Annotated in this window: 13 protein-coding genes; 12 read left to right on the plus strand and 1 reads right to left on the minus strand. The window is 53.7% G+C overall.

What is annotated here, in order from left to right:
- Window positions 1-93 precede the first annotated feature (93 nt).
- The gene (locus IPM39_24675) at window positions 94-1917 is read right to left on the minus strand and encodes an FAD-binding protein (GenBank protein ID MBK8989219.1); all 1824 of its coding nucleotides are present in this window, start codon (window positions 1915-1917) and stop codon (window positions 94-96) included.
- Window positions 1918-2469: 552 nt separating this feature from the next.
- On the opposite strand from IPM39_24675, the gene IPM39_24680 reads away from it, so the two are divergent.
- From IPM39_24680 to IPM39_24735, 12 genes are all read left to right on the plus strand, one after another.
- Window positions 2470-2796: an RNA-binding protein gene (locus tag IPM39_24680; protein MBK8989220.1), complete on the plus strand. Its 327-nt coding sequence runs from the start codon at window positions 2470-2472 to the stop codon at window positions 2794-2796.
- Between the two features lie 265 nt (window positions 2797-3061).
- Entirely contained in the window at window positions 3062-3664 is a 603-nt protein-coding gene (locus tag IPM39_24685; protein MBK8989221.1) for a hypothetical protein, read from the plus strand.
- A 737-nt stretch (window positions 3665-4401) separates the two neighbouring features.
- Window positions 4402-5799 carry an extracellular solute-binding protein gene (locus IPM39_24690; GenBank protein ID MBK8989222.1) on the plus strand — a complete coding sequence of 466 codons (1398 nt, stop codon included), beginning with the start codon at window positions 4402-4404 and terminating at the stop codon, window positions 5797-5799.
- Window positions 5800-5969: 170 nt separating this feature from the next.
- Complete coding sequence (locus IPM39_24695) at window positions 5970-6842, plus strand: sugar ABC transporter permease (protein MBK8989223.1); 873 nt, start codon at window positions 5970-5972, stop codon at window positions 6840-6842.
- An 8-nt stretch (window positions 6843-6850) separates the two neighbouring features.
- Window positions 6851-7711 (plus strand): carbohydrate ABC transporter permease, encoded by an 861-nt coding sequence (locus IPM39_24700; GenBank protein MBK8989224.1) that lies wholly within the window; start codon window positions 6851-6853, stop codon window positions 7709-7711.
- An 8-nt stretch (window positions 7712-7719) separates the two neighbouring features.
- Window positions 7720-8310 (plus strand): hypothetical protein, encoded by a 591-nt coding sequence (locus tag IPM39_24705; protein MBK8989225.1) that lies wholly within the window; start codon window positions 7720-7722, stop codon window positions 8308-8310.
- A gap of 86 nt (window positions 8311-8396) precedes the next feature.
- On the plus strand, window positions 8397-10010 hold the full coding sequence (locus IPM39_24710; protein MBK8989226.1) for a DUF3131 domain-containing protein: 1614 nt from the start codon (window positions 8397-8399) through the stop codon (window positions 10008-10010).
- Between the two features lie 246 nt (window positions 10011-10256).
- Entirely contained in the window at window positions 10257-12614 is a 2358-nt protein-coding gene (locus IPM39_24715; GenBank protein ID MBK8989227.1) for a glycosyl transferase family 36, read from the plus strand.
- A 153-nt stretch (window positions 12615-12767) separates the two neighbouring features.
- Entirely contained in the window at window positions 12768-15440 is a 2673-nt protein-coding gene (locus IPM39_24720) for a GAF domain-containing protein (GenBank protein MBK8989228.1), read from the plus strand.
- Window positions 15433-16065 carry a response regulator transcription factor gene (locus IPM39_24725; GenBank protein ID MBK8989229.1) on the plus strand — a complete coding sequence of 211 codons (633 nt, stop codon included), beginning with the start codon at window positions 15433-15435 and terminating at the stop codon, window positions 16063-16065. Before IPM39_24720 ends, IPM39_24725 begins: the two co-directional genes overlap by 8 nt.
- An 804-nt stretch (window positions 16066-16869) precedes the next feature.
- Complete coding sequence (locus IPM39_24730; protein MBK8989230.1) at window positions 16870-17238, plus strand: hypothetical protein; 369 nt, start codon at window positions 16870-16872, stop codon at window positions 17236-17238.
- Window positions 17239-17293: 55 nt separating this feature from the next.
- A complete protein-coding gene (locus IPM39_24735) occupies window positions 17294-20563 on the plus strand; it encodes a PAS domain S-box protein (GenBank protein ID MBK8989231.1) in 3270 nt (1089 codons plus the stop codon).
- The last annotated feature ends 68 nt before the right edge of the window (window positions 20564-20631 follow it).

Below are 20631 nucleotides of genomic sequence, written 5' to 3' on the forward strand. Positions count from 1 at the left end.
TTGTGCCCTTTTTAGGATGCACCACGGAGACACGGAGAACACGGAGGAAAGAAAAACTCTCTGTTCTCCACGCCGCCGTGGCGATAACTTTTCCTAATACTTCCGCTCTTCTGGCGGATAACGATCATAGAAAATCGTCACGCCTTTGTAATCCAGGCGCGGGCCATCGTCGTCGTTTTTGTGCGCCAACGTATGCTTCAGCCACTGCGCGTCATCGCGCCGGGCGTAATCAGTGCGGTAATGCGCCCCCCGGCTCTCGGTGCGCGCCAGGGCGCTGGCGACAATCACCTCGCTAAAGGTCAGCAAGTTTTCCGTCTCTACGGCCGCCAGCAAGTCGGTGTTAAAGCGGCTCCCCTTGTCCATGATCTGCGCCCGCGTGTACCGCTCCTGCAATACCTTCACATCCCGTGCGGCGATTTCCAGCCGTTCCCCATCCCGGAAGACGCCGACGTTTTTGGTCATCGTTTCCTTGAGGGCATTGGCGATTTTGCTGACCGATTCGGCCGGCTTGCCCGACACGCCAGCCGTATAACGGCTTAAGCGCGCCTGGCTGCGGGCCACCGGGTCGCCGCTCACCGGCGGCAGCGGGGCCCCATTTTGCACAAATTCGGCGATGGCCAGGCCGGCCCGCCGGCCGAACAGCGAAGCGTCCAACAAGCTGTTCGTGCCCAACCGATTCGCCCCGTGCACGCTAATGCAGGCGCACTCCCCGGCGGCGTAGAAACCGGTCACTGGCGTCCCGGCCGCGTCGGCGATCACCTGGCAGTTGGCGTCAGCCGGGATACCCCCCATGCTGTAATGGGCCGTCGGCTGAATTGCTACCGGATCGGTGATGATGTCCACGCCGAGAAAGTCACGGGCCAGTTCATGCACCTGCGGCAGCCGCTCCATAATCCGCTCCGCCCCCAAATGGCGCAAATCAAGGAAGACGCCTTCCTTGTCCGGGCCAACACCGCGCCCCTCGTTAATTTCCCTCTGCTCGGAGCGGCTGACCAGGTCACGCGGGGCCAGTTCCATCTTATCGGCGGCGTAGCGCTCCATGAAGCGCTCGCCGGCGCTGTTGAGCAGGTAGCCGCCTTCACCACGACACGCCTCGCTCATCAGAATGCCCTTGCCATAGAGGCCGGTGGGATGAAACTGGACAAATTCCATGTCCATGAGCGGCACGCCGGCGTTGTAGGCAACGGCCACACCGTCGCCGGTGTTGGCAGTGGCGTTGGAGGTAATTTTCCAGGCACGGCCGTAACCGCCGGTAGCAAACAGCACCGCTTTGGCGCGCATCAGGTGCAGCGTGCCGGTGACAATATCCAGGGCCACAATTCCGCGGCAGATGTTGTCTTCCAGGATTAGATCGAGGCAGTACCACTCGCTGTAGAAGGTGACACCCTGCTTAAGCGCCTGCTCGTGGATGGTGTGCAGCAAAACGTGGCCGGTGAAGTCGGCGGCGTAGTTGGCGCGGGGCACGCTGTGGCCGCCAAAACGACGTTGGGCGATACGGCCGTCGCTCAACCGGCTAAAGACACAGCCCATGCGCTCGTATTCGTAAATGATCTCCGGCGCTTCCTTCACCATAATCTCGATGGCGTCCTGGTCGCCCAACCAGTCCGAGCCTTTGATCGTGTCGAACATATGCAGTTCCCAGCTGTCGGGCGGCTCGTCGCCCGGCGACACTGCTTCCAGCGGGCCGCTCGGCCCCGTCCCGGCGACCGGGCGCACATTGTTCAGGGCGGCGGCGATGCCCCCCTGGGCCGCGCCGCTGTGCGAACGCAGGGGATGCAATTTTGAGAGGACGCCGATGTTGCCCACGCCTTGTTTGCTGGCAGCCATAGCCGCCCATGAACCGGCCAATCCGGCGCCGATTATTAGCACATCGTGGGTTATTGCCTCGTTATGGGTGATGCCGGTGATATAACTCATCGTATCTGTTGTCCTTTTTGTTGGGAACGGCCGTGTTGCTCTGGAAACATTTGTGGATGGATAGGCTACGGCCGTTACGGACGAGGCGCTGCTCCAGCAGCCGTAAACCGTAGTCCGTATCCCGTTTTCCGCTGGGGTTTGCCAGAGTCAGTGGCCTGCGGAAGACCGGTAGCAACGTGGTCATGAAACGAAATTACGGATTACGGATTACCGAATACGTACAGTAGTACTCGTCATTTGAACATCTATTGTTGACCTGGCAGCCGACCGCCAGCCACCCTGAGCATACCCGCAGTGGGATTTTGGGCCTAGTAATACATGTCACCAAACGTTGGCGACATTTGTCACTACAGACAGCAGGGGCGGACGTGGCGCAGCATTCGGCCAATCAGCTATCGTTACACTGCTCCATTATGAGTGGTTGCCTGATTACGGCCGCTTTACTGGACTTACCTGGTAACTACGGTATGCTGGCCTTTCGGTTATTGATACCCATGTTGGCACGGTCGCATTTGGCGGCCCTAAACTGGGACTAGATTTGGAGAAAATCACTTGTCGAAAAAAATGTATGTCGGAAATTTGTCGTTTGATGCCACTGAAGATCAAGTTCGTGATCTTTTTACACCCTTTGGTACGGTGGACTCTGTTGCTATGATCACAGACCGCATGAGCGGCCAGTTTCGTGGGTTCTGTTTCGTTGAAATGGAAACAAGCGCCGCAAACGCGGCCATGAAAGCGCTGGACAGCACGGAAGTAGATGGCCGGGCGCTGAAAGTGAACGAAGCGAAACCACGCGAAGAGCGGGCCGATGGTGGGCAGCGCAACGGCGGTTTCCGCAGTGGAGATAGTCAACGTGGCGGTTACGGCCGTTCCGGTTAAGCTACATCCGCCTACCCGTCTATAGGATAGGTTTATCGCACAAAACACAGCGGCGCAAACGGCCGTCTTGGATGCCAACCGGTTTCTGAGACGGCCGTTTTTTGTATCTGGTTGTATGACAGGGGGGAAAATACGGCCGTTTTACGTTCATACATTCAGAAGTGGTTTTTGCCTGGCAGTTAGGTTTGATGGTATGTTTACAGTCCAATAACCCCCAAGCAACCCAACATAGCAGCTACTCAGGTCTATAAAGGAGATGATGTTTGTGAAAAAAGCACATTGGTTGTCAACAATTCTCGTCCTGGTTCTGATGTTCGCGGCCGCCTATATGATGAGCCGCCCCACCGCCGAAGCGTATTCCCAGGCGGCCCAAATCGGCAGCGATGAAGCGCCGCAGCACGACGATGGGCCAGACGCCGGTGCCATCCCCTTCTCTCCCAACAGCTTTCCCGGCACACAGCCAGTCTATTTCAGTCCATCAGACAATGACGGCACAGCCACCGTTGTCATCGTTTACAACACAACGGCCGTCACACAAACAGCCTATATCCAGGGCCTCAACAGCAGTGGCAGTCTCACAGTCAATAGTGAAATTCCATTAAATCCTTATGAGCGGAAATTTCTCATCAGCGATAGTTTGGCGGCTGGGCCGCCGCCTAGCTGGCAAAACAACCTATTGACCAACTTTACCGATTTCAGTACGGTGGGGGTATTGTTTGTGCCCGCTGGCGTCTATTTTGATGGGTTCATTGTGTTTAACTTTGGCGCCGACACAATCGATCCCCGCGCCGATCAGGGCGGGATTCCTTTACACTTCAGCACCGACCCCTTAACCGTCCTTCTCCCAGTTATTAGCAACGTCCCCTGATGCCTCCCTAATCGCCCGCCTGTCTCGCTCCGCTTATCGGCAGTGTGGGCGAGACAGCGCGGCGAGTAAGGAATTCGCATCTGAGGATGCGTTTGCTCCATTTTTGATGAGCGCTCACCAACGGGTATGCGCCAGACTGTCATGGAGAGGATACAGGTAAAGGGGAACGGCCGTCTTCTAATCAAAGTTATAGTGGGGGAGACGTTTGGGGAGAAACGGCCGTTTCACACAAATGACGGCAGAAACATTTACGGGCGCATATTGACTCTACGCCACCCTATTGCTCTACATATCCCCCGACTGGCGGATTTAAATACTACCTGACTGGCTGATGCAAGCGCGAATTGTTGGATGTATCCTTAATTTACGCCCCATACAATTTACCAGCGTTTGCAAAATGCTCCCCCAAATAAAACAACCCTGTTTTATTTAGCCATAGAATCCAATTAGATTGTCAAACGTTCAACAAATAAATCGGTACTTTGTGGGCGGATGAATTTGCATTCCTACCAGACAGAAAACTGTCAGTATGTGACTGAAACATGGTCAAGGAGGCAGAAACTATCGAACCTAATCAAGAAGTATTGTCAACACGCTTTCCGGTCTGTCGTTCTTGCGGCTGTCGTTAAGCGTGTTTTCGTTAGTAAGCCTCTGAGAAATGAAAACCCAACCTCCCGGAGGTTTTCAGAGGCAACAACCTCCGGGAGGTTTATTTTCAGTTTCAGAGGAGAAGGAAAATGCACATCCAGATCACCCTTTTACGTAGACTGTCTGTTTTACTGTTGGCCCTGGTGTTCGGCCTGGGCTTGTTGGTGGCTTGTGGGGGTGGCGCGACCCCTGAAGCGGCTGCGCCGGCTGCAGAAGAAGCAGCCGCCGTCGCTGACCAACCGGCAGCCACCGAACCGGCCGCGGCGGAACCGGTCGCAGAAGAGGCCGTGGCAATGGAAACTACGGCGGGAACCATTCGCGTTTCTTCCGTAGCCGGAGCCATGCATGACGTGCTGGTCGGCCTGGCAGAACAATACATGGCGGAGAACCCCAACGTTCAGGTAACGGTGGAGGACGAGCCAGAGGGCGGTATTTTCCAGGCGCTCATCGCCGCTGGTAACCAGCCCGATCTGGTCATCACTTCCCTCGGCCCCGCACTGGGGCAAATGGCGTCTGATGACGCCGTGATTCCCCTGGAGAGCTTGCCCGACTTCCAACTGCTGCTGGATCAGGTGGATCCGGCAATTGTGGAACAATTCTCCGGCCATAACTACTACATCCCCATCGGCGCCGATGTCACCCTGATGATTTACAACAAACAACTCTTTGAACAGGCGGGCCTCGACCCGGAGAATCCGCCTGTAACCTGGGATGAATACCTGGCTGCAGCCGAAGCCATTGATGATCTGGGTAATGACATCTATGGCAACGTTTTTTGGAACGAGGCGTTGGCCTGGGGCGGGTGGTATTGGAATATGCTCCAGCCCATCTATCTCAACGGAAATAACGGTCAATGCCAACTTGTCAACCGACTCGGCACGGATATCACCTTTGACAATCCCGACTGCCAGATGGAAGCGTTCTTTGCATTCACCCAGGCAGCCCAGCAGTTTGCCCCGCTAACCATGGAGACGAACTTCTTTAGCCGCAAGATCGGCATGTGGCCGCAATACGGCTACTCGTGGGAACCAAACCTTGAGACCGCGGCCGACCAACCCATGGTGATTGGGGAAGATGTTGGCGTCGCGCCGGTACCCGTACTCAACGAAGGCGACCCCAGCTTCACGACTTACGGCGGCCGGGCGCTCATCATCATGAAAACGACGCCAGAGAGACAGACCCGCGCCTGGAGTTTCCTCCAGTTTCTCATGGAAGAGGAAAACAACCGGCAGTTCATCACCGAGCTGGGCTATTTGCCAACGCTCATCAGCCTGCGAGAAGACGCTTACTTCCAGGAACCAGCACGCCAGATGTTCATCGAAGTGCTGCAGAACGGTATGCTGCCGCAGCAGTTTTCCACGGCCGAGACGGTGGCTAATGAAGTACAGGCTGTCTACCAACGGGCAGTGGTTGAAGGGAAACTGACTCCCGAAGAGGCGGTTACACAGGCTGTCGAACAAGCGCAAGCTGCCTTGCAAGACCAATAAACGATCCCGTTTTCACGCGCAGCAGCGTGATAGCTTGCGCCTATCACGCTGCTGCGCATTCTTAGTGGGAAAGGAGAACTCAAATGGCTCAAGTAACGGCTGCCAAAGAGCAGCTGCCCGACACGATTGGGACCAGGCGAAATAAGCGAGGAAACTCCCTCTGGCAAAACATGCGCCGCAATTTCTGGGGCTATGTCTTTATCGCGCCATGGGTCATTCTTTATATTGTCTTTGGGCTTTATCCTCTTGTGCTGTCATTCTATCTCACGTTCTTTGACTACTCCTTCGTAGCCCCGGAAAACCGCGCCTTTGTCGGGGTGGGCAATTGGTTACAGGGGATACTTGACCCGCTCTTTTGGCGAAGCCTGTTCAACATTGTTTACAACCAGGCTATCTTCATTGTGCTGAAGAATGGTCTGGGGTTGTTAACGGCCGTTCTCGTCTTTCGCGCCAGATGGGGCGGGCGTTTCTTTCGCACTGTCTACTTTTTACCGGTCCTCACCTCCACGATGGTGCTTATGATTGTCGGCGGCTATCTGGCCAGTCCTACCGGGCCGGTGCAGAGCCTGTTGGTGAACGCCGGTATCATGGACGGGCCTGTGTTCTGGACCTTCAACAGATGGCTGCCAATGCCGATCATCGCCCTGATCAATACCTGGAAATGGTTTGGCATCAGTTTTGTCATTCTGCTGGCAGGTCTTTATTCAATCAGCCCCGACCTATATGATGCGGCTTCCATTGACGGCGCCAGCGAGTGGGCCTTGTTTCGCTACATCACCCTGCCGCAATTACGGCCGCAGCTTTTCTTCCTCCTGGTCGTGGACATTATCAACGGTTTGCAAATGTTTACTGAGGTTTTTGCCCTGTTCGACCTCTATGGCGGCGCGGACAACCAGGCATTGACGCCGGTACTCTACTTGTATGCGCAGGCATTTGACCGCTCCAATATGGGCTATGCCTCCACGCTGGGCCTGCTGTTGGCAGTGCTCATCGGCGCGATAACGGTGTTACAGTTCCGCTTTGTCTCGGCGGACAGTGATTGAGGTGATTGATGAGCGAGATATTAGCTAAACCCGCCTTGACCCAACCCCGGAAACGCATCCCCTGGTCCACCATCGTCATTTATGCCCTATTGTTGATCGGGGCCATCGTGGTGCTTTATCCCTTTATTTATATGCTGATGAACTCGGTAAAGCCTGGTCGTGAAATCTTGCATCAGCCAACCAGCCTGCCGAGCGAAATTACTTTCAGCGGCTATACAGGCGTATTTGAGCGGCTGAATATGGGCCTGCTCTTCCGCAATTCGCTTATCCTGGCCGTCTCGATTACCGTACTCAACACGCTGCTGAGCGCGTTGGCCGCTTACGCCATTGCCAAGATACCGTTTCCCGGTCGCAACTTCGTCTTCAGCTTTATGCTGGCGACGATGATGATTCCCGGCATTCTCTTTCTCATTCCCACCTACGTCCTGATGTTTAACCTGGGTTGGGTAGGCCAATATCACGCCCTAATTGTTCCGGCAGCCGTGACGGTGTTCAACATCTTCTTGCTGCGCCAATTTATGGTCACCATCCCCAATGAGGTGGTGGAAGCGGGGCGGTTGGATGGGGCGAGTGAATTAACGATCTTCCTGCGTATCATCATGCCGTTGGCCCGGCCGGCGCTGGCGACGGTTGCCATCCTCAACTTCATGGCCAGTTGGAATGACTTCTTTGGCCCCTTGCTCTATCTCAACACGCCGGACAAATGGACGGTGCAGTTGGGGTTGCTGCAATTCCAATCATCGGTGCCGGGCGAAAATGCCCAGCAAATTTGGGCGGCGACCACCCTGGTTACGCTGCCTCTGGTCTTGATCTTCTTCCTGTTGCAGGATCAGTTCATGAAGGCATTTGCCAACGTGACGTTTAAGTGAGGTAGCGTATGACCACGAACCTGCCCATCGTTCTGGAAACTCCGGTTCCCGCAGCGCCGAGTCGTCTCAAACAGTGGCGTTTTCCACTTATTGCGTTGGCGGTAACGGCCGTTTTTGTCATGACCTATGCCCTGGCTTGGTGGGATGCGCAGCGGCTGACAACCACCTATACGGCCGATGCGAACGCCAGCTTTGAAGCCGGCAATTACCTGGAGGCGCTCACCGGCTATGAGGAATTCGACCAGGAACGTAATGAGTTTGTGCATTACGGCGGTTATGCGGACATCGAACGTATCTGGCGGGGCCAATATGCCCGCCCCGTACCCGCCTCTGTCGCCAGCGCAAAAGTTCGCATTGAGGAAATCATCAACGAACGCCTGACTATTGAGCAGGCGGAGCAGTTCGTCCTGAGGAATATCGGCCGCGCCAACCCCTACCTGGGAATTGTTTACTTGCGGTTGGGGGAACTCTATGAAGCCGACGGGGACATGGTCTCGGCTGAGGATATCTATCGTGAAGTCCTCGGCTCGTTTCGCAGCCAGCCGGAGCTGGTCGAGCGCGCCCAGGCAAACCTGACGCGCCTGGGCGTTGAGGAGTAACTATGAGCTGTGACAGCTCACGGTGGCGAGGGGAGACTGATTACTATTTATTGGCTGCTGCCTAATATTCGTTTGGAGGTATTTCCATGAAATCTAATGTTCGTCTTCATCAAATTCTGTTACTGGCTTTGTTTGTGTTCCTGGCCGCAATTGTCCCGGTTCAGGCGCAGAACGAGCTAACGGCCGTCATCCCGGATCAGGCCAACCCCGCCCAGGTGCGCAAGGCGCTCCTCACCGTTGCCGAAGACACCTGGGATTCCTTCGTCGCCATGACCTATCCCACCGGCTTGCCGGCCGACAATCTCCACGCCGATGGGTCACGCGCGCGTTACAGCTCGCCGACCAACATCGGCAGCTACATCTGGAGCACCCTGGTCGCCCGTGACCTGGGCATCATCAAACCACGGGAGGCGCGCCAACGCATCGCGCAAACGCTGGCCACCGTGGCCACCCTGGAGCGGCACGAAGCCAGCGGTCAGTTCTATAACTGGTATGATCCCGCTAACGGAGAGAAGTTAACAACATGGCCACCCTCCGGCGACCCGGTCTATCCCTTCCTCTCTTCGGTTGATAACGGCTGGCTGGCGGCCGCGCTGATCATGGTCACAAACACGGTCCCGCAGCTGCGGGACGAGGCCCAGGCCATCATGGACGAGATGGATTTTGGCTTTTACTACGATCCGGCCGCCGGGCTGCTGCGCGGCGGTTTCTGGGATGAGCTGCCGCCCGGATGTTCCGCAGAGGGTAACTACAGCGGTGTCGGCCCCAATGTTTTCTACACCTGCCACCATTACGGTACGCTGAACACAGAGCCGCGCATCGCCAGCTATATCGGCATTGCCTGGGACCAGGTGCCAGAGACTCACTACTTCAAGATGTGGCGGACCTTCCCCGACGCCTGCGACTGGAGCTGGCCCGAAATGCAGCCTGCAGGTGAATTCCATACCTACCTGGGCGTGGAAGTCTACGAAGGCCATTATACCTATCGCGGCATGGACATCGTTCCTTCTTGGGGCGGCAGCATGTTTGAAGCGTTGATGGTGACGCTGTTGGTGCCCGAAGAGGAGTGGGGTCCGCAAAGTTGGGGGATCACTCATCCTCTTTACGTGCAGGCCCAGATCGAACATGGCCTCGAGGAGGCCCAGTACGGTTATTGGGGCTTCTCTCCCTCCAACAACCCCTCTGGCGGCTACCGCGAATACGGCGTTGATGCCATCGGGATGGAACCGAACGGCTACGCCTCCAACAATGACAACACGTTGGTTGATTACGGCTTTGGGGATTGTCGCCCAGCCCAGCCGCTCCCGCCGCCCTCTGCTTACACCAATGGGGTCGTCACGCCTCACGCCGTCTTCCTGGCGCTCGATTTAGCGCCGGCGGCCGCGCTGGAGAACCTGCAAAACCTGCGCGAGGACTTCGATGTTTACAGCGAACTGGGCTTCTATGACGCCGTGAATGTAGACACGGGCGAAGTGGCCTATTATTACCTGGCCCTGGATCAGGGCATGATCATGGCCGCTTTGGGCAACTACCTGCGCAACGACCGCTTGCAGCACTATTTTACCCGCGGCGAGATCGAGCAGGCTATCAGACCACTTCTGGCGATGGAGCAGTTCACTGCGGGCGTCAGCAGCGATAGCGTAACGACCCTGATGCCGCAGCCGGCCGTCTGGCAGCCGGCATTTCTGGAAACCCGTTAGGTTTAGAGTTGTCAAATCTGGCATGGTTCATTGAGCAAAATATCATCTTTACAAATTTACGCGGCATTGTCATGCTGAGCGAAGTCTTCGGAGCGAAGCATCCCGCTCCCGCCAGAGGAAGGGGATGCTTCGGGGGACCTCAGCATGACGCGCTTTCTTGCCAAATTTGTAAAGCACATATCGCCTGGAATGAACCATGCCTCAAATCTTAAAGATTTGACAACTCTATTTTCAAGGGAACAACTTATGTTATTACCCAACGACTTTGGCTACTTTAGCGACAACGGCCGTGAATATGTCATCACCAACCCGGATACACCCGCGCCCTGGATCAATGTTCTCTCGAATGGCGACTATGGCCTGGCGCTCTCACAGACAGGCAGTGGCTACAGTTGGCGGACTCACGCCTCACTGAATCGTATCACCCGCTGGTCACAAGACCTGGTGCGTGACGATTGGGGCAAATACATTTACATCCGTGACCTGGACAGCGGCGCATTTTGGTCTGCCGGATGGCATCCGGCCGGGCACGACCTGGAAGCGTATCAGGTACGACATGGGTTTGGTTACTCCGTCATTGAGTGGCAGCGCGAAACGCTTCACGGATCGCTAACCATCTTCGTACCCCAGGATGATCCCTGTGAGGTCTGGCTGCTGCGCCTGGAAAACCGGGGGGATAAACCCCGGCGTTTACAACTCTTTACTTACCTGGAATGGCTGCTCGGCGCGGCTCCAGACTGGCACCGCGAGTTTCACCATCTCTTTATTGAGACGCGCTACGATGAAGCACACCATACCATGCTGGCGACCAAAGTTCTGTGGGAATTACCGGGCGAAAAAGGACCCCATCTCAATCGCAACTGGCCCTACGTGGCTTTCCACAGCGCTTCCATCTCACCGACCGGTTACGATGGCGACAAGGCGGCTTTTCTGGGCCGCAATGGCCGGCTGGCGATGCCGCGTGCTCTGCGCAACGGCCGTTCCTTCAACACATCCGGCCGTGGTATGGACGCCATCGCCAGCTTGCAGGTACCCCTTGAAATCGCCCCCAGGGAGACGGCTGAAGTCGTCTTTACGCTGGGGGCGGTGACCGATGAGACCCAGGCATTGGCCCTGGCCGATAAATACAAAGAGCCAGCCACGGCCCACCAGGAACTGGAAAACGTGGGCAACTTCTGGCAGGAATTGACCGGTCGCCTGGTTGTTGAGACGGCGGATCCTTACCTGAACGTGATGGCAAACGGCTGGCTCGTCTACCAGACCATCGTCGGACGACTCTGGGGGCGTTCCGCCTACTATCAAACGGGCGGCGCTTATGGTTTTCGCGACCAACTTCAGGACAGCCTGGTCTGGCTGCTGCTCGGACGGCCGGAAAAGACGTTGGAGCAGATTCGCCTGCACGCCGCCCACCAGTTTCAGGAGGGCATTGTACTCCACTGGTGGCATCCGCTGGCGGAATCTGGATTGCGCTCAAACTACAGCGACGACCTGCTCTGGCTGCCATTTGTCGTCCTCCAGTACTTGCTAGAAACGGGCGACTTCACCATTCTGGAGGAAGAGATGCCTTTTTTTGACGGGGGTTCAGCGTCTCTCTGGGAACATTGTCTACGCGCTTTTCAGGTTGCGCTCTCGCGCCGCAGCGAGCGGGGGCTGCCCTTGATTCTGGAAGGTGATTGGAACGATGGCCTGAATGCCACCGGCCCTGACGGACAAGGTGAAAGCATCTGGATCGCCCACTTCCTTTACTATCTCCTTACCCATTGGGCGGATCTGCCGATTGAGAAGGAGACCCAAAATCTCTTCCGCCACGAGGCTGAAGCGCTGCGGGAGATCACCAATCAGTATGGCTGGGATCAGGGCTGGTACTGGCGAGCCTCCACCGATGAGGGCGTGCGGTTGGGATCGGCCGAACGCGAGGAGGGCCGCATTTTCCTCAATGCCCAGACGTGGGCGGTGTTAAGCGGCATAGCGCCGCCAGAGCGGGCGCAGCAGGCCATGGCGGCAGCACGAAAGTACCTGTACACCGACTATGGCGCGCTGCTGCTTTTTCCCGCTTACAGCAAACCTGATCCAGACGTGGGCTACCTGACCCGCTACGCGCCGGGCACACGCGAAAATGGCGGGGTTTACGTCCACGCCTCGTGCTGGGCCGTGTTGGCCGAACGAAAGCTGGCAGGCGCTGAGGCGGCCTACGATTTATGGCGGCGCTTTTGCCCTCCACGTCGCGCTGAGTCGCCGGAAATCTATGTGGCCGAACCCTATGTCATGCCGGGTAACGTGAACGGCCCGCACACTGCCCAACCAGGGCAGGGCGGTTGGACCTGGTATACCGGGTCTGCTGGCTGGTACTTGCGCTCTCTGGTAGAGGGCGTGCTAGGGGTGACCGCCCATCTGGAGGGGCTGCAAGTCATGACCGACCTGCCCAAAGAGTGGGATGGTTTCCGGTTGCAGCGGCGTTTCCGCGGCGCTGTCTATCATATTGAAGTGCGCCGTGTTCGCGCGGAAGAAATTGCAGGGTGTGTGGTAAACGGCCGTTCCTACGACGGCGCCTTTTTACCGCTGGCGGCGCCGGGTACGGTGCAGACTGTACAAATCCTGGTTTGAAACGAGTTAGTAAGTTGTGACGCTGGCTGGCGACCCGCCTGGTCAATGGAAACACAGGTTAAACTGTGCGCTGGCGTTCTACTCCACAAAACAACCTCTGAGGTGATTGTCACTTGAAGCGTGATATACTGGCGACAGCCGAGGAGGTATAAGATGGAAAATCCTGAACGTAGCGCTCTGCGTATTGCTGTTTTATATATTGTGGCAGCATCACTGTGGATTATTTTATCGGATCGGATTGTACTGTTGTTACCTCAAGATGCAGCCACAAATGCAGGTTGGCAAACATATAAAGGGCTGCTTTTTGTGACGATCACCGGCTTGGGGTTGTATCTTGAAAGGTACTACACGGGGAAAACGCTGTTTTGGGCGTCCCAACGTTTTGAACGGGCGGTGGAAAATATACCTGACTTAATTGCGATCTATGATACTGATTTGAGAATCCAATACATCAACAGGGCGGTTCATCACCTCACCAACCGCCCAGACACTGACTTTACTGGCAAACGGGATGAAGAATTTTTACCGCTGGAAGTCGTCGAAACTTATTTGCCCACGCTGCAAGAGGCGTTAAGAACCGGAAAGGTTTGTTCCATAGCCTCAGACTTAAAGATGCCAGATGGAAGGACCTTTTATTACCAATATATTTGTGTGCCGCTGCTGGATAATGAGGGTCAAGTACAGGAGATTTTGAGTATAAAACATGACGAAACCGAACGAATGCGATCGGATGAACAGTCAAAGTATCATGCCTTGCTGCAGGATAACATCTCGGATGCCGTTATCGGGACAGATATGGAATTTCGGATTCAGGCATGGAATAAAGCGTCGGAGGAAATATACGGCTGGACGGCTGAGGAGGTGCTTGGCCGACGATTGGACGAAGTGCTGCGGCCTGGATTTGCAGATGATACACTGGCAGGGGCTACGGATCGCTTTTTAGAGAGTGGTCTCTGGCGGGGGGAGACACTGCAACACGACAAATCAGGGAAACAGATTTGGGTTTTAGGCTCTTTTAACTACGTCTATGATTATAAAGGACAGCGAATTGGCGCGGTTTCAGTCAATAAGGATATCACGGCTCGCAAGGAGGCGGAAGACGCGCTAAAGCGGCGTGCGCGGCAGTTGAGTATTCTGCATGAAATTGACCGCGTTATCCTGGCTGTGCAGTCGGTGGAATCTATATTACATACGGTATTGGGATTTATCCGTGAATTGCTGCCTTGTGAGCGCAGCAGTGTGGTGCTGCTAGACCATCAACGGCAGGAACTAGAAGTTTTTGCGGTAGATCATGATGGTAAAACGGCCGTGTTGTCCACACAGCATATGCCTTTAGACCCGCAAAATATTCAGGCATGGGCACAGGGAGAACCTAGCCTGGTAGACGATCTGTCTCAATTACCACAGCAGAATGTTGTGCAGCAGACGCTGTTTCAGGAGGGGATCCGGACTGTACTCAACCTGCCTTTGATAGCCCACGACGGACTTATAGGGACTCTTGAGTTGGCAGATACACAAACGCATCGTTTTTCGGCCGAAGACGTAGAAATTGCCCAGGCTTTGGCTGTACAAGTTTCTGTCTCCATTGAAAATGCGCGCTTGGTCGCTCGATTAGAGCGACAGGTGACTGAATTAGATACCATTCACCAGGTTAGCCAAAGATTGCAGCAAGTATTGACGCCTGAACCTTTGGCCACTGAAATTATCACTATTCTGGAAGAAGTGTTGGACTATGAATATGCCAGCGTCCTGCTTATTGATGAAGGGGACAAGCTGGTTCCATTTGCTTTAACGCTACCTGGGGAAACAGCCACAAAGGCCCTAGACTTTGCCCTCCTAAAAGCGAGGGATCTGGAAGTGGGCAAAGGCATTGTGGGCTGGGTTGTCCAACACGGCGAGAGCGTTTGTTTGGGAAATGTACAGGAAGACTCACGCTATGATCCGAGGACGAATGGCATTCGTTCTGAATTGTGCGTTCCTTTACAGGTCGGGAGACATGTCATTGGGGCGATAAACATGGAAACGTCAAAGCCCAACGCTTACACGGCGACGGATCAAAGGTTGTTAGAAACGATGGCCGCCCAAATGGCCATCGCTATCCAAAATTCTCAATTGTTGGCCCGTGAGCGAGATTCGCAGGAGCAGCTGCACCAACTGGCTAATTATTTACATGAAGCCTTAGAAGCAGAACGCACGCATATTGCTCGAGAAATCCATGACGAGTTTGGACAAACGCTGACGGCGCTGAAAATGGATACGGTCTGGCTGCGTAAACGTTTGCCGCCAAACAGGGCTGAATTGGATGCCAAAACAGTGGAAATGGCCGCGTTAATTGATCAAGCCGTGCAATCCGTGCGTGATTTGGCTTCTGAACTGCGTCCTGGTCTGCTTGATGATTTAGGGCTGGTGGCTGCCGTGGAATGGTATACGCAACAGTTTAAGAAGCGGACGGGAGTTAAGTGTGAGATTGATCTGGACTCTGAGTATATTGGGTTGAATCCGGCGGCAAGCACGGCCGTTTTCCGTATTTTCCAGGAAGCGCTGACAAATGTGGCGCGCCATGCCGAGGCTACCCTTGTTACCATTTCCCTCTATCAAATGGATGAACGCTTTGTTATGACGGTGCGCGATAACGGCCGTGGTATCACCCACAAGGAGCTGAACAACCCGCGTTCATTGGGCATCATCGGCATGAGAGAGCGGGTGCGTGCCTTTGGCGGCACGCTCGTTATTCAGGCCACGCCAGGAAAGGGTACCAGCCTGACTATTAAACTGCCACAAACGCTCCTGGCGACAACGCCATTAGAAGAGAACTACGATGATTGAAATAGCCGTGGCAGATGATCACCCTATTGTGCGGCGTGGGGTCATCAATATCCTAAACGAAGAGCCAGATCTTGCCGTCGTGGCTGAGGCCAGCAGCGGCCAAGAGGTTTTGCAGATAACCCGGCAAAACAACTTCGACGTGCTGGTTCTGGATATGGGGCTGCCAGATATGAATGGGCTGGAGGTGTTATACCAGCTTAAAACGGTTAGGCCCTCTGTGCGCACGCTTATTTTAAGTATCTATCCCGAAGAACAATACGGATTGCGCGCCTTGAAAGCGGGGGCGATGGGCTACCTTACGAAAGAGAGCGCGCCTATGGAGCTTGTTGCTGCCATTCGGAAAATAGCCCAGGGGGAGCGTTACATTTCTGCCGCTTTAGGTGATCTTCTTGTCAGCCAACTCCTGACAGATGAAACGGCGATGCTGCACACCTCTCTTTCAAATCGAGAATATCAGGTGATGTTATCCCTGTCGAATGGGAAAACTATGAGTGACATCGCTGCTGACTTGTCTCTTAGTGTCAAAACAATCAGCACCTATCGCAGCCGGATTATTGAAAAACTACATCTGGAAACAACAAGTGATATTATTCGCTATGCCCTGCGGCACAACCTGGTTGAGTAACCCGCCTTCGCTTGAAATCCTCTAAAATCCTCGTCTGAATCGCTGCTTCGTGCTCCTGAACCGCTGCTTGATGCTCCTGAATCGCTGCTTGATGCTTCTGAATCGCTGCTTGATGCTTCTGAATCGCTGCTTGATGCTCCTGAACCGCTGCTTGATGCTCCTGAACCGCTGCTTGATGCTCCTGAACCGCTGCTTGATGCTCCTGAACCGCTGCTTGATGCTCCTGAACCGCTGCTTGATGCTCCTGAACCGCTGCTTGATGCTCCTGAACCGCTGCTTGATGCTCCTGAATCGCTGCTTGATGCTTCTGAACCGCTGCTTGATGCTGTCATGCTGAGCAGAGTCTTCGGAGCGAAGCATCCCGCCCCACCAGAAGAAAGGGATGCTTCGGCGGCCTCAGCACAGGCTCGCAGCATGACACGGATTTACACGGATTTTCTGGTGATTTATCTGTGAAAATCCGTCCTATCCGTTCAATCCGTGTACCTATCTTGAATTCTCCGACAACCTGCGAGGAGCGGCAGACTCAACCTGCTGCTGTCAGATGATTCTGACAAGGTGTCGGCTGCATTGCTGACATTTTTGAGGAATGTGGGCTGATAGCTGCGATTCGCTGCTTTGGGTATGCTTTAACGTTAGTGAACTGTCTCCATTGAGTAACTGGGGTATGGCAAAACCGATTCCCCTTCGCTAAGACTTGGGCGTGAGCTTAGTAATCATCTAGAAATTACATGGTCCAGATTGGACCAATCTCCAAGAAATGACGAGTCCCGCGCCCAGATTGGACCATTGGATTAAAAAGAAATGATGCCAAAACAGAAGATAACTGTGGGAGTTTTGGACGGGGCTGAGTTAATCAAAACCCGCTTGTTGTCGGCGATTGATGAGATGGATGCTTTTGTGTTAATGGATTTAAACATCCAGGATGTTGAAAGCATTGATGCGGATGTGATTATCCTGGACATTCATCGGCTAAATGGGGAAAGCCTGCCTCTCATTCGGCAGTTAAAAAGTTTGCCCCAACCGCCACTGGTCATGGTATTTACTTCGTATGTGAATGCACAAAGCAAGTTTATGTGCTGGCAGGCAGGCGCGGATTATTTTTTTGACAAGGCATATGATTTGGAGCGGTTAACGGCCGTTTTAGAAAAAATGATAGTAGTCACTGCCTGACCAAACAGGAAACGACTGCCCTGCTTTTTGGTGAAATTTAGTTTTCGAGACCTTTATGAAAAAACTTTCAGATATGACATCTCATATCTTGATCATTGATGAACTATATACGCAAAGCCAACTGTATCAACAGTCATTGATGGCGGCCGGGTATGCTGTGACCACCGCAGTGAACGCCAAAGCTGCCTGGGTGCAGCTAGAAAAATTCTGCCCGGACATCGTAATCATGGAACGCAGTGTGCCTGGCATGAATGCGGCAGAACTGTGCCAACAGATCAAAACAAAGTACCCTGCTATTTTCATCTACATGCTAACCGACGAAAAGACAGAAGAATCGGACATCAATGCCGGATTTGAGTGTGGTGTAGATGCGTACCTGTTTAAGCCGGTACGCGAAATAGAACTGTTAACCAGGATACGCGTAAGCGCGTCCATGCTGCCGATACACCATGCGTTAGAAAAACAAAGACAGGAGTACCGGCTGATCACGGAAAATGTCACGGATCTGATTGGCCGGGTATCGTTTACAGGTGAGTTTCTATATATCTCTCCCAGCTGCTATAAGTTTTTGGGATGTGGGCCGGAAGAGGTTGTGGGCGAGATTGTAGATCACTGGCTCCATCCTGACGATCAGTCATTCATTGATGAAATTCCACGTATCCTTTCCGGTGAGGCAAGTGAAGCCACATTTGAACACCGTATTCTGCACAAGAACGGCAGCTTTAAGTGGGTGGAAACCAATGCGCGTGTTTTGGAAAACCATGACGGAAAAGGCGAACTGGTTTTCGTAGCTCGAGACATAAGTAAACGTAAGGAAGTAGAGTCTCAGCTTCACCTCTTGTCGAAGGCGCTCATGGCGGCTGACCAAGGGGTTATCATCACAAATCGGGCGGGCGTTGTCGGATGGGTAAATCCGGCTTTTACAACACTCACCGGTTACAGCCCAGAAGAAATCATTGGAAATACCCCGCGCATTTTGAAATCAAATCAACATAGTCCAGCGTTTTATGCTGCGCTTTGGCAGACGATTTTGGCGAAAGAAACGTGGCATGGGGAGTTGATCAACCGGCGGAAAGATGGTCAGGAATATGTAGAAGAAATGACGATTTCGCCCGTAACGGACGGCAAGGAAGAGATCACCCATTTTGTTGCGATTAAGCAAGACATAACGGCAACCAGAGAAGCGCAAGAGTTTCTGCAACAAAGCGAACGCCAGTATCGCACCCTGGTCGAAAATTTACCCGATATTATCTTACGCTGCGACAGCCAATATCGTTTTATTTATGCCAGCGAGAATGTGGTAGAAGTGTCTGGCATCCTTGCCAAAGATTATGTGGGTAAAACGCATCATGAGATAGATCTCAGCCCAGAGTGGGCAGACTTTTGGCAGAATAATCTCCGCGAAGTGATGCAAAGCAAGACTGCGCGTGAGGGTCAATATCTACATGATGGGGCAAACGGCCGTTTCTATTTTTACTGGCGGCTGATACCCGAATTTGACAACAAAGGGGACGTCACCGGTGTGCTCCTCATTTTCCAAGACACCACCGAGCGTCATCAGAACGAAGCGTTCCAAAAAAAGCAGCAAGCGATTGCCCGCATGACTTCTTCTTTGCGGCAGGCCGTCACCAGAAGCGAAATGCTGCCCATCATCCTCAATGAGCTGCTTTCAATAACGGAAGCGAGCGTCGTCGCGCTGGTAACAGCGGATCTGAATACCGCGGAATGGGTTGTGGAAGCGATCAGCGAAGGAGACCATGCTTACCTGATCGGTACCCGCCTGCCTTTCGAAAATCCGTTAACCCAACGGTTATTTGTCGAGGGAAAACCCTATATCAACAATGCAATCCTCGCTGAACCCGGACTGTCACTGCGAGATAAAACCGGACTGCCACTGCGAGATAAAGAAAGTTTAATCCAGGCAGTGGTCGGATTACCACTTTCCATGCACGGCAACGAACTTGGCATCATTTGGATTGCACACAAACAACCCATCTTGCCCGAGGAATTTGATTTACTGACGGCCGTGACAGATGTAGCCGCCAACGCCCTGTTCAGAATGGTACTCTTTGAAGAAACCCAGCATCAGGCTCTGGTATTAGCAGACCGTGTCCGCGAACGCACCGCCGCCCTGAGCCTGTCCAATACCCAGTTGAACGCCGCCATGCGCAGCCGAGATCTTTTTCTGGCAAGTATGAGCCATGAGCTGCGCACACCCTTGAGCGTTATTCTCATGCGCACCGAAATTTTACAAGATGAGATTTATGGCGCCTTGAATGACAAACAAAAGCGGACCTTGGAAATCAGTTATGAAAGCGCCCAACATCTGTTGTCATTGATCGGCGACATTCTGGACGTGGCAAAAATTGAAGCAGGACAGGTTACTCTGGAATTTGAAGCGGTGGTTATCAGAGATGTTTGTCAGGCCAGTTTGTATATGGTGCAGGCGCTGGCGCAGCAAAAACAAATCAACGTCACCTTCGAGGTGACGCCCGAAGAACTGTGCATCAGTGCGGATTCACGTCGCTTAAAGCAGATTTTAGTAAACCTGTTAACAAATGCCATCAAATTCACTCCCGAGGCAGGCAATGTAGGTTTACTTGTAGACATGGCGCCTGATGATACCATCCGGTTTACTGTGTGGGACACAGGTATCGGTGTCAGGGAAGAGGATATGCCAAAAATGTTTAACCCATTTGTCCAGCTCGACAACAGCTTGTCCAGGAAATATGCCGGCACAGGTTTAGGCCTATCGCTCGTGCTTCATCTCGTTGAACTCCATGGCGGGGGTATTCAAATAGAAAGCAAAATCAATGAAGGCACACACATTTCCTTCAAGTTACCTGCTACGATAAGAAAGGAAGGGGTACCGCCTATGAGCACGCGACTGCCGGAAATAACCCAGAAAAATTTGCCTCATGGCAAAGAAACAACCAAAGTTTTGCTCGCTGAAGACAATAAATTGATAGCCGATGGACTGGTGGATTATTTTTCTACGCTGGATTACGAATTAATTGTGGCGCAAAATGGCGTGGAAGCGCTGGAGAAGACTATTCAGTTTAGGCCGCACCTGATTCTTATGGATATCCACATGCCGGATATGGATGGTTTGGAAGCAATCAAACGTATTCGCAGTAATGGGTCCCTAACCGCTGGTGTTCCTATTGTCGCCCTGACGGCTTTAGCGATGCCGGGTGACAGTGAGCGCTGCCTGGCAGCCGGCGCCACGGCCTATCTGCCGAAGCCGTTTTCACTGGCCAAGCTAAAAGCCATGGTGGACGATCTGCTCGAAAAACACAAGGGAATCCCTCTTCTTCGTGCATGAGATAGTTTTGCATGGGTGTGCATTTGTTCCGCCTTGCCGTGATATCGCTGTCAAAAAAGGTCCTTTCC

It is taken from the genome of Candidatus Leptovillus gracilis, assembly GCA_016716065.1.
Classification (GTDB): domain Bacteria; phylum Chloroflexota; class Anaerolineae; order Promineifilales; family Promineifilaceae; genus Leptovillus; species Leptovillus gracilis.

Excerpts from the sequence above, each read along its gene's own strand:
- IPM39_24675 (MBK8989219.1), bottom strand. The coding sequence starts at position 1,917 with ATGAGTTATATCACCGGCATCACCCATAACGAGGCAATAACCCACGAT.
- IPM39_24690 (MBK8989222.1), top strand. The coding sequence starts at position 4,402 with ATGCACATCCAGATCACCCTTTTACGTAGACTGTCTGTTTTACTGTTG.
- IPM39_24695 (MBK8989223.1), top strand. The coding sequence starts at position 5,970 with ATGCGCCGCAATTTCTGGGGCTATGTCTTTATCGCGCCATGGGTCATT.
- IPM39_24700 (MBK8989224.1), top strand. The coding sequence starts at position 6,851 with ATGAGCGAGATATTAGCTAAACCCGCCTTGACCCAACCCCGGAAACGC.
- IPM39_24705 (MBK8989225.1), top strand. The coding sequence starts at position 7,720 with ATGACCACGAACCTGCCCATCGTTCTGGAAACTCCGGTTCCCGCAGCG.
- IPM39_24710 (MBK8989226.1), top strand. The coding sequence starts at position 8,397 with ATGAAATCTAATGTTCGTCTTCATCAAATTCTGTTACTGGCTTTGTTT.
- IPM39_24715 (MBK8989227.1), top strand. The coding sequence starts at position 10,257 with ATGTTATTACCCAACGACTTTGGCTACTTTAGCGACAACGGCCGTGAA.
- IPM39_24720 (MBK8989228.1), top strand. The coding sequence starts at position 12,768 with ATGGAAAATCCTGAACGTAGCGCTCTGCGTATTGCTGTTTTATATATT.
- IPM39_24725 (MBK8989229.1), top strand. The coding sequence starts at position 15,433 with ATGATTGAAATAGCCGTGGCAGATGATCACCCTATTGTGCGGCGTGGG.
- IPM39_24730 (MBK8989230.1), top strand. The coding sequence starts at position 16,870 with ATGATGCCAAAACAGAAGATAACTGTGGGAGTTTTGGACGGGGCTGAG.
- IPM39_24735 (MBK8989231.1), top strand. The coding sequence starts at position 17,294 with ATGAAAAAACTTTCAGATATGACATCTCATATCTTGATCATTGATGAA.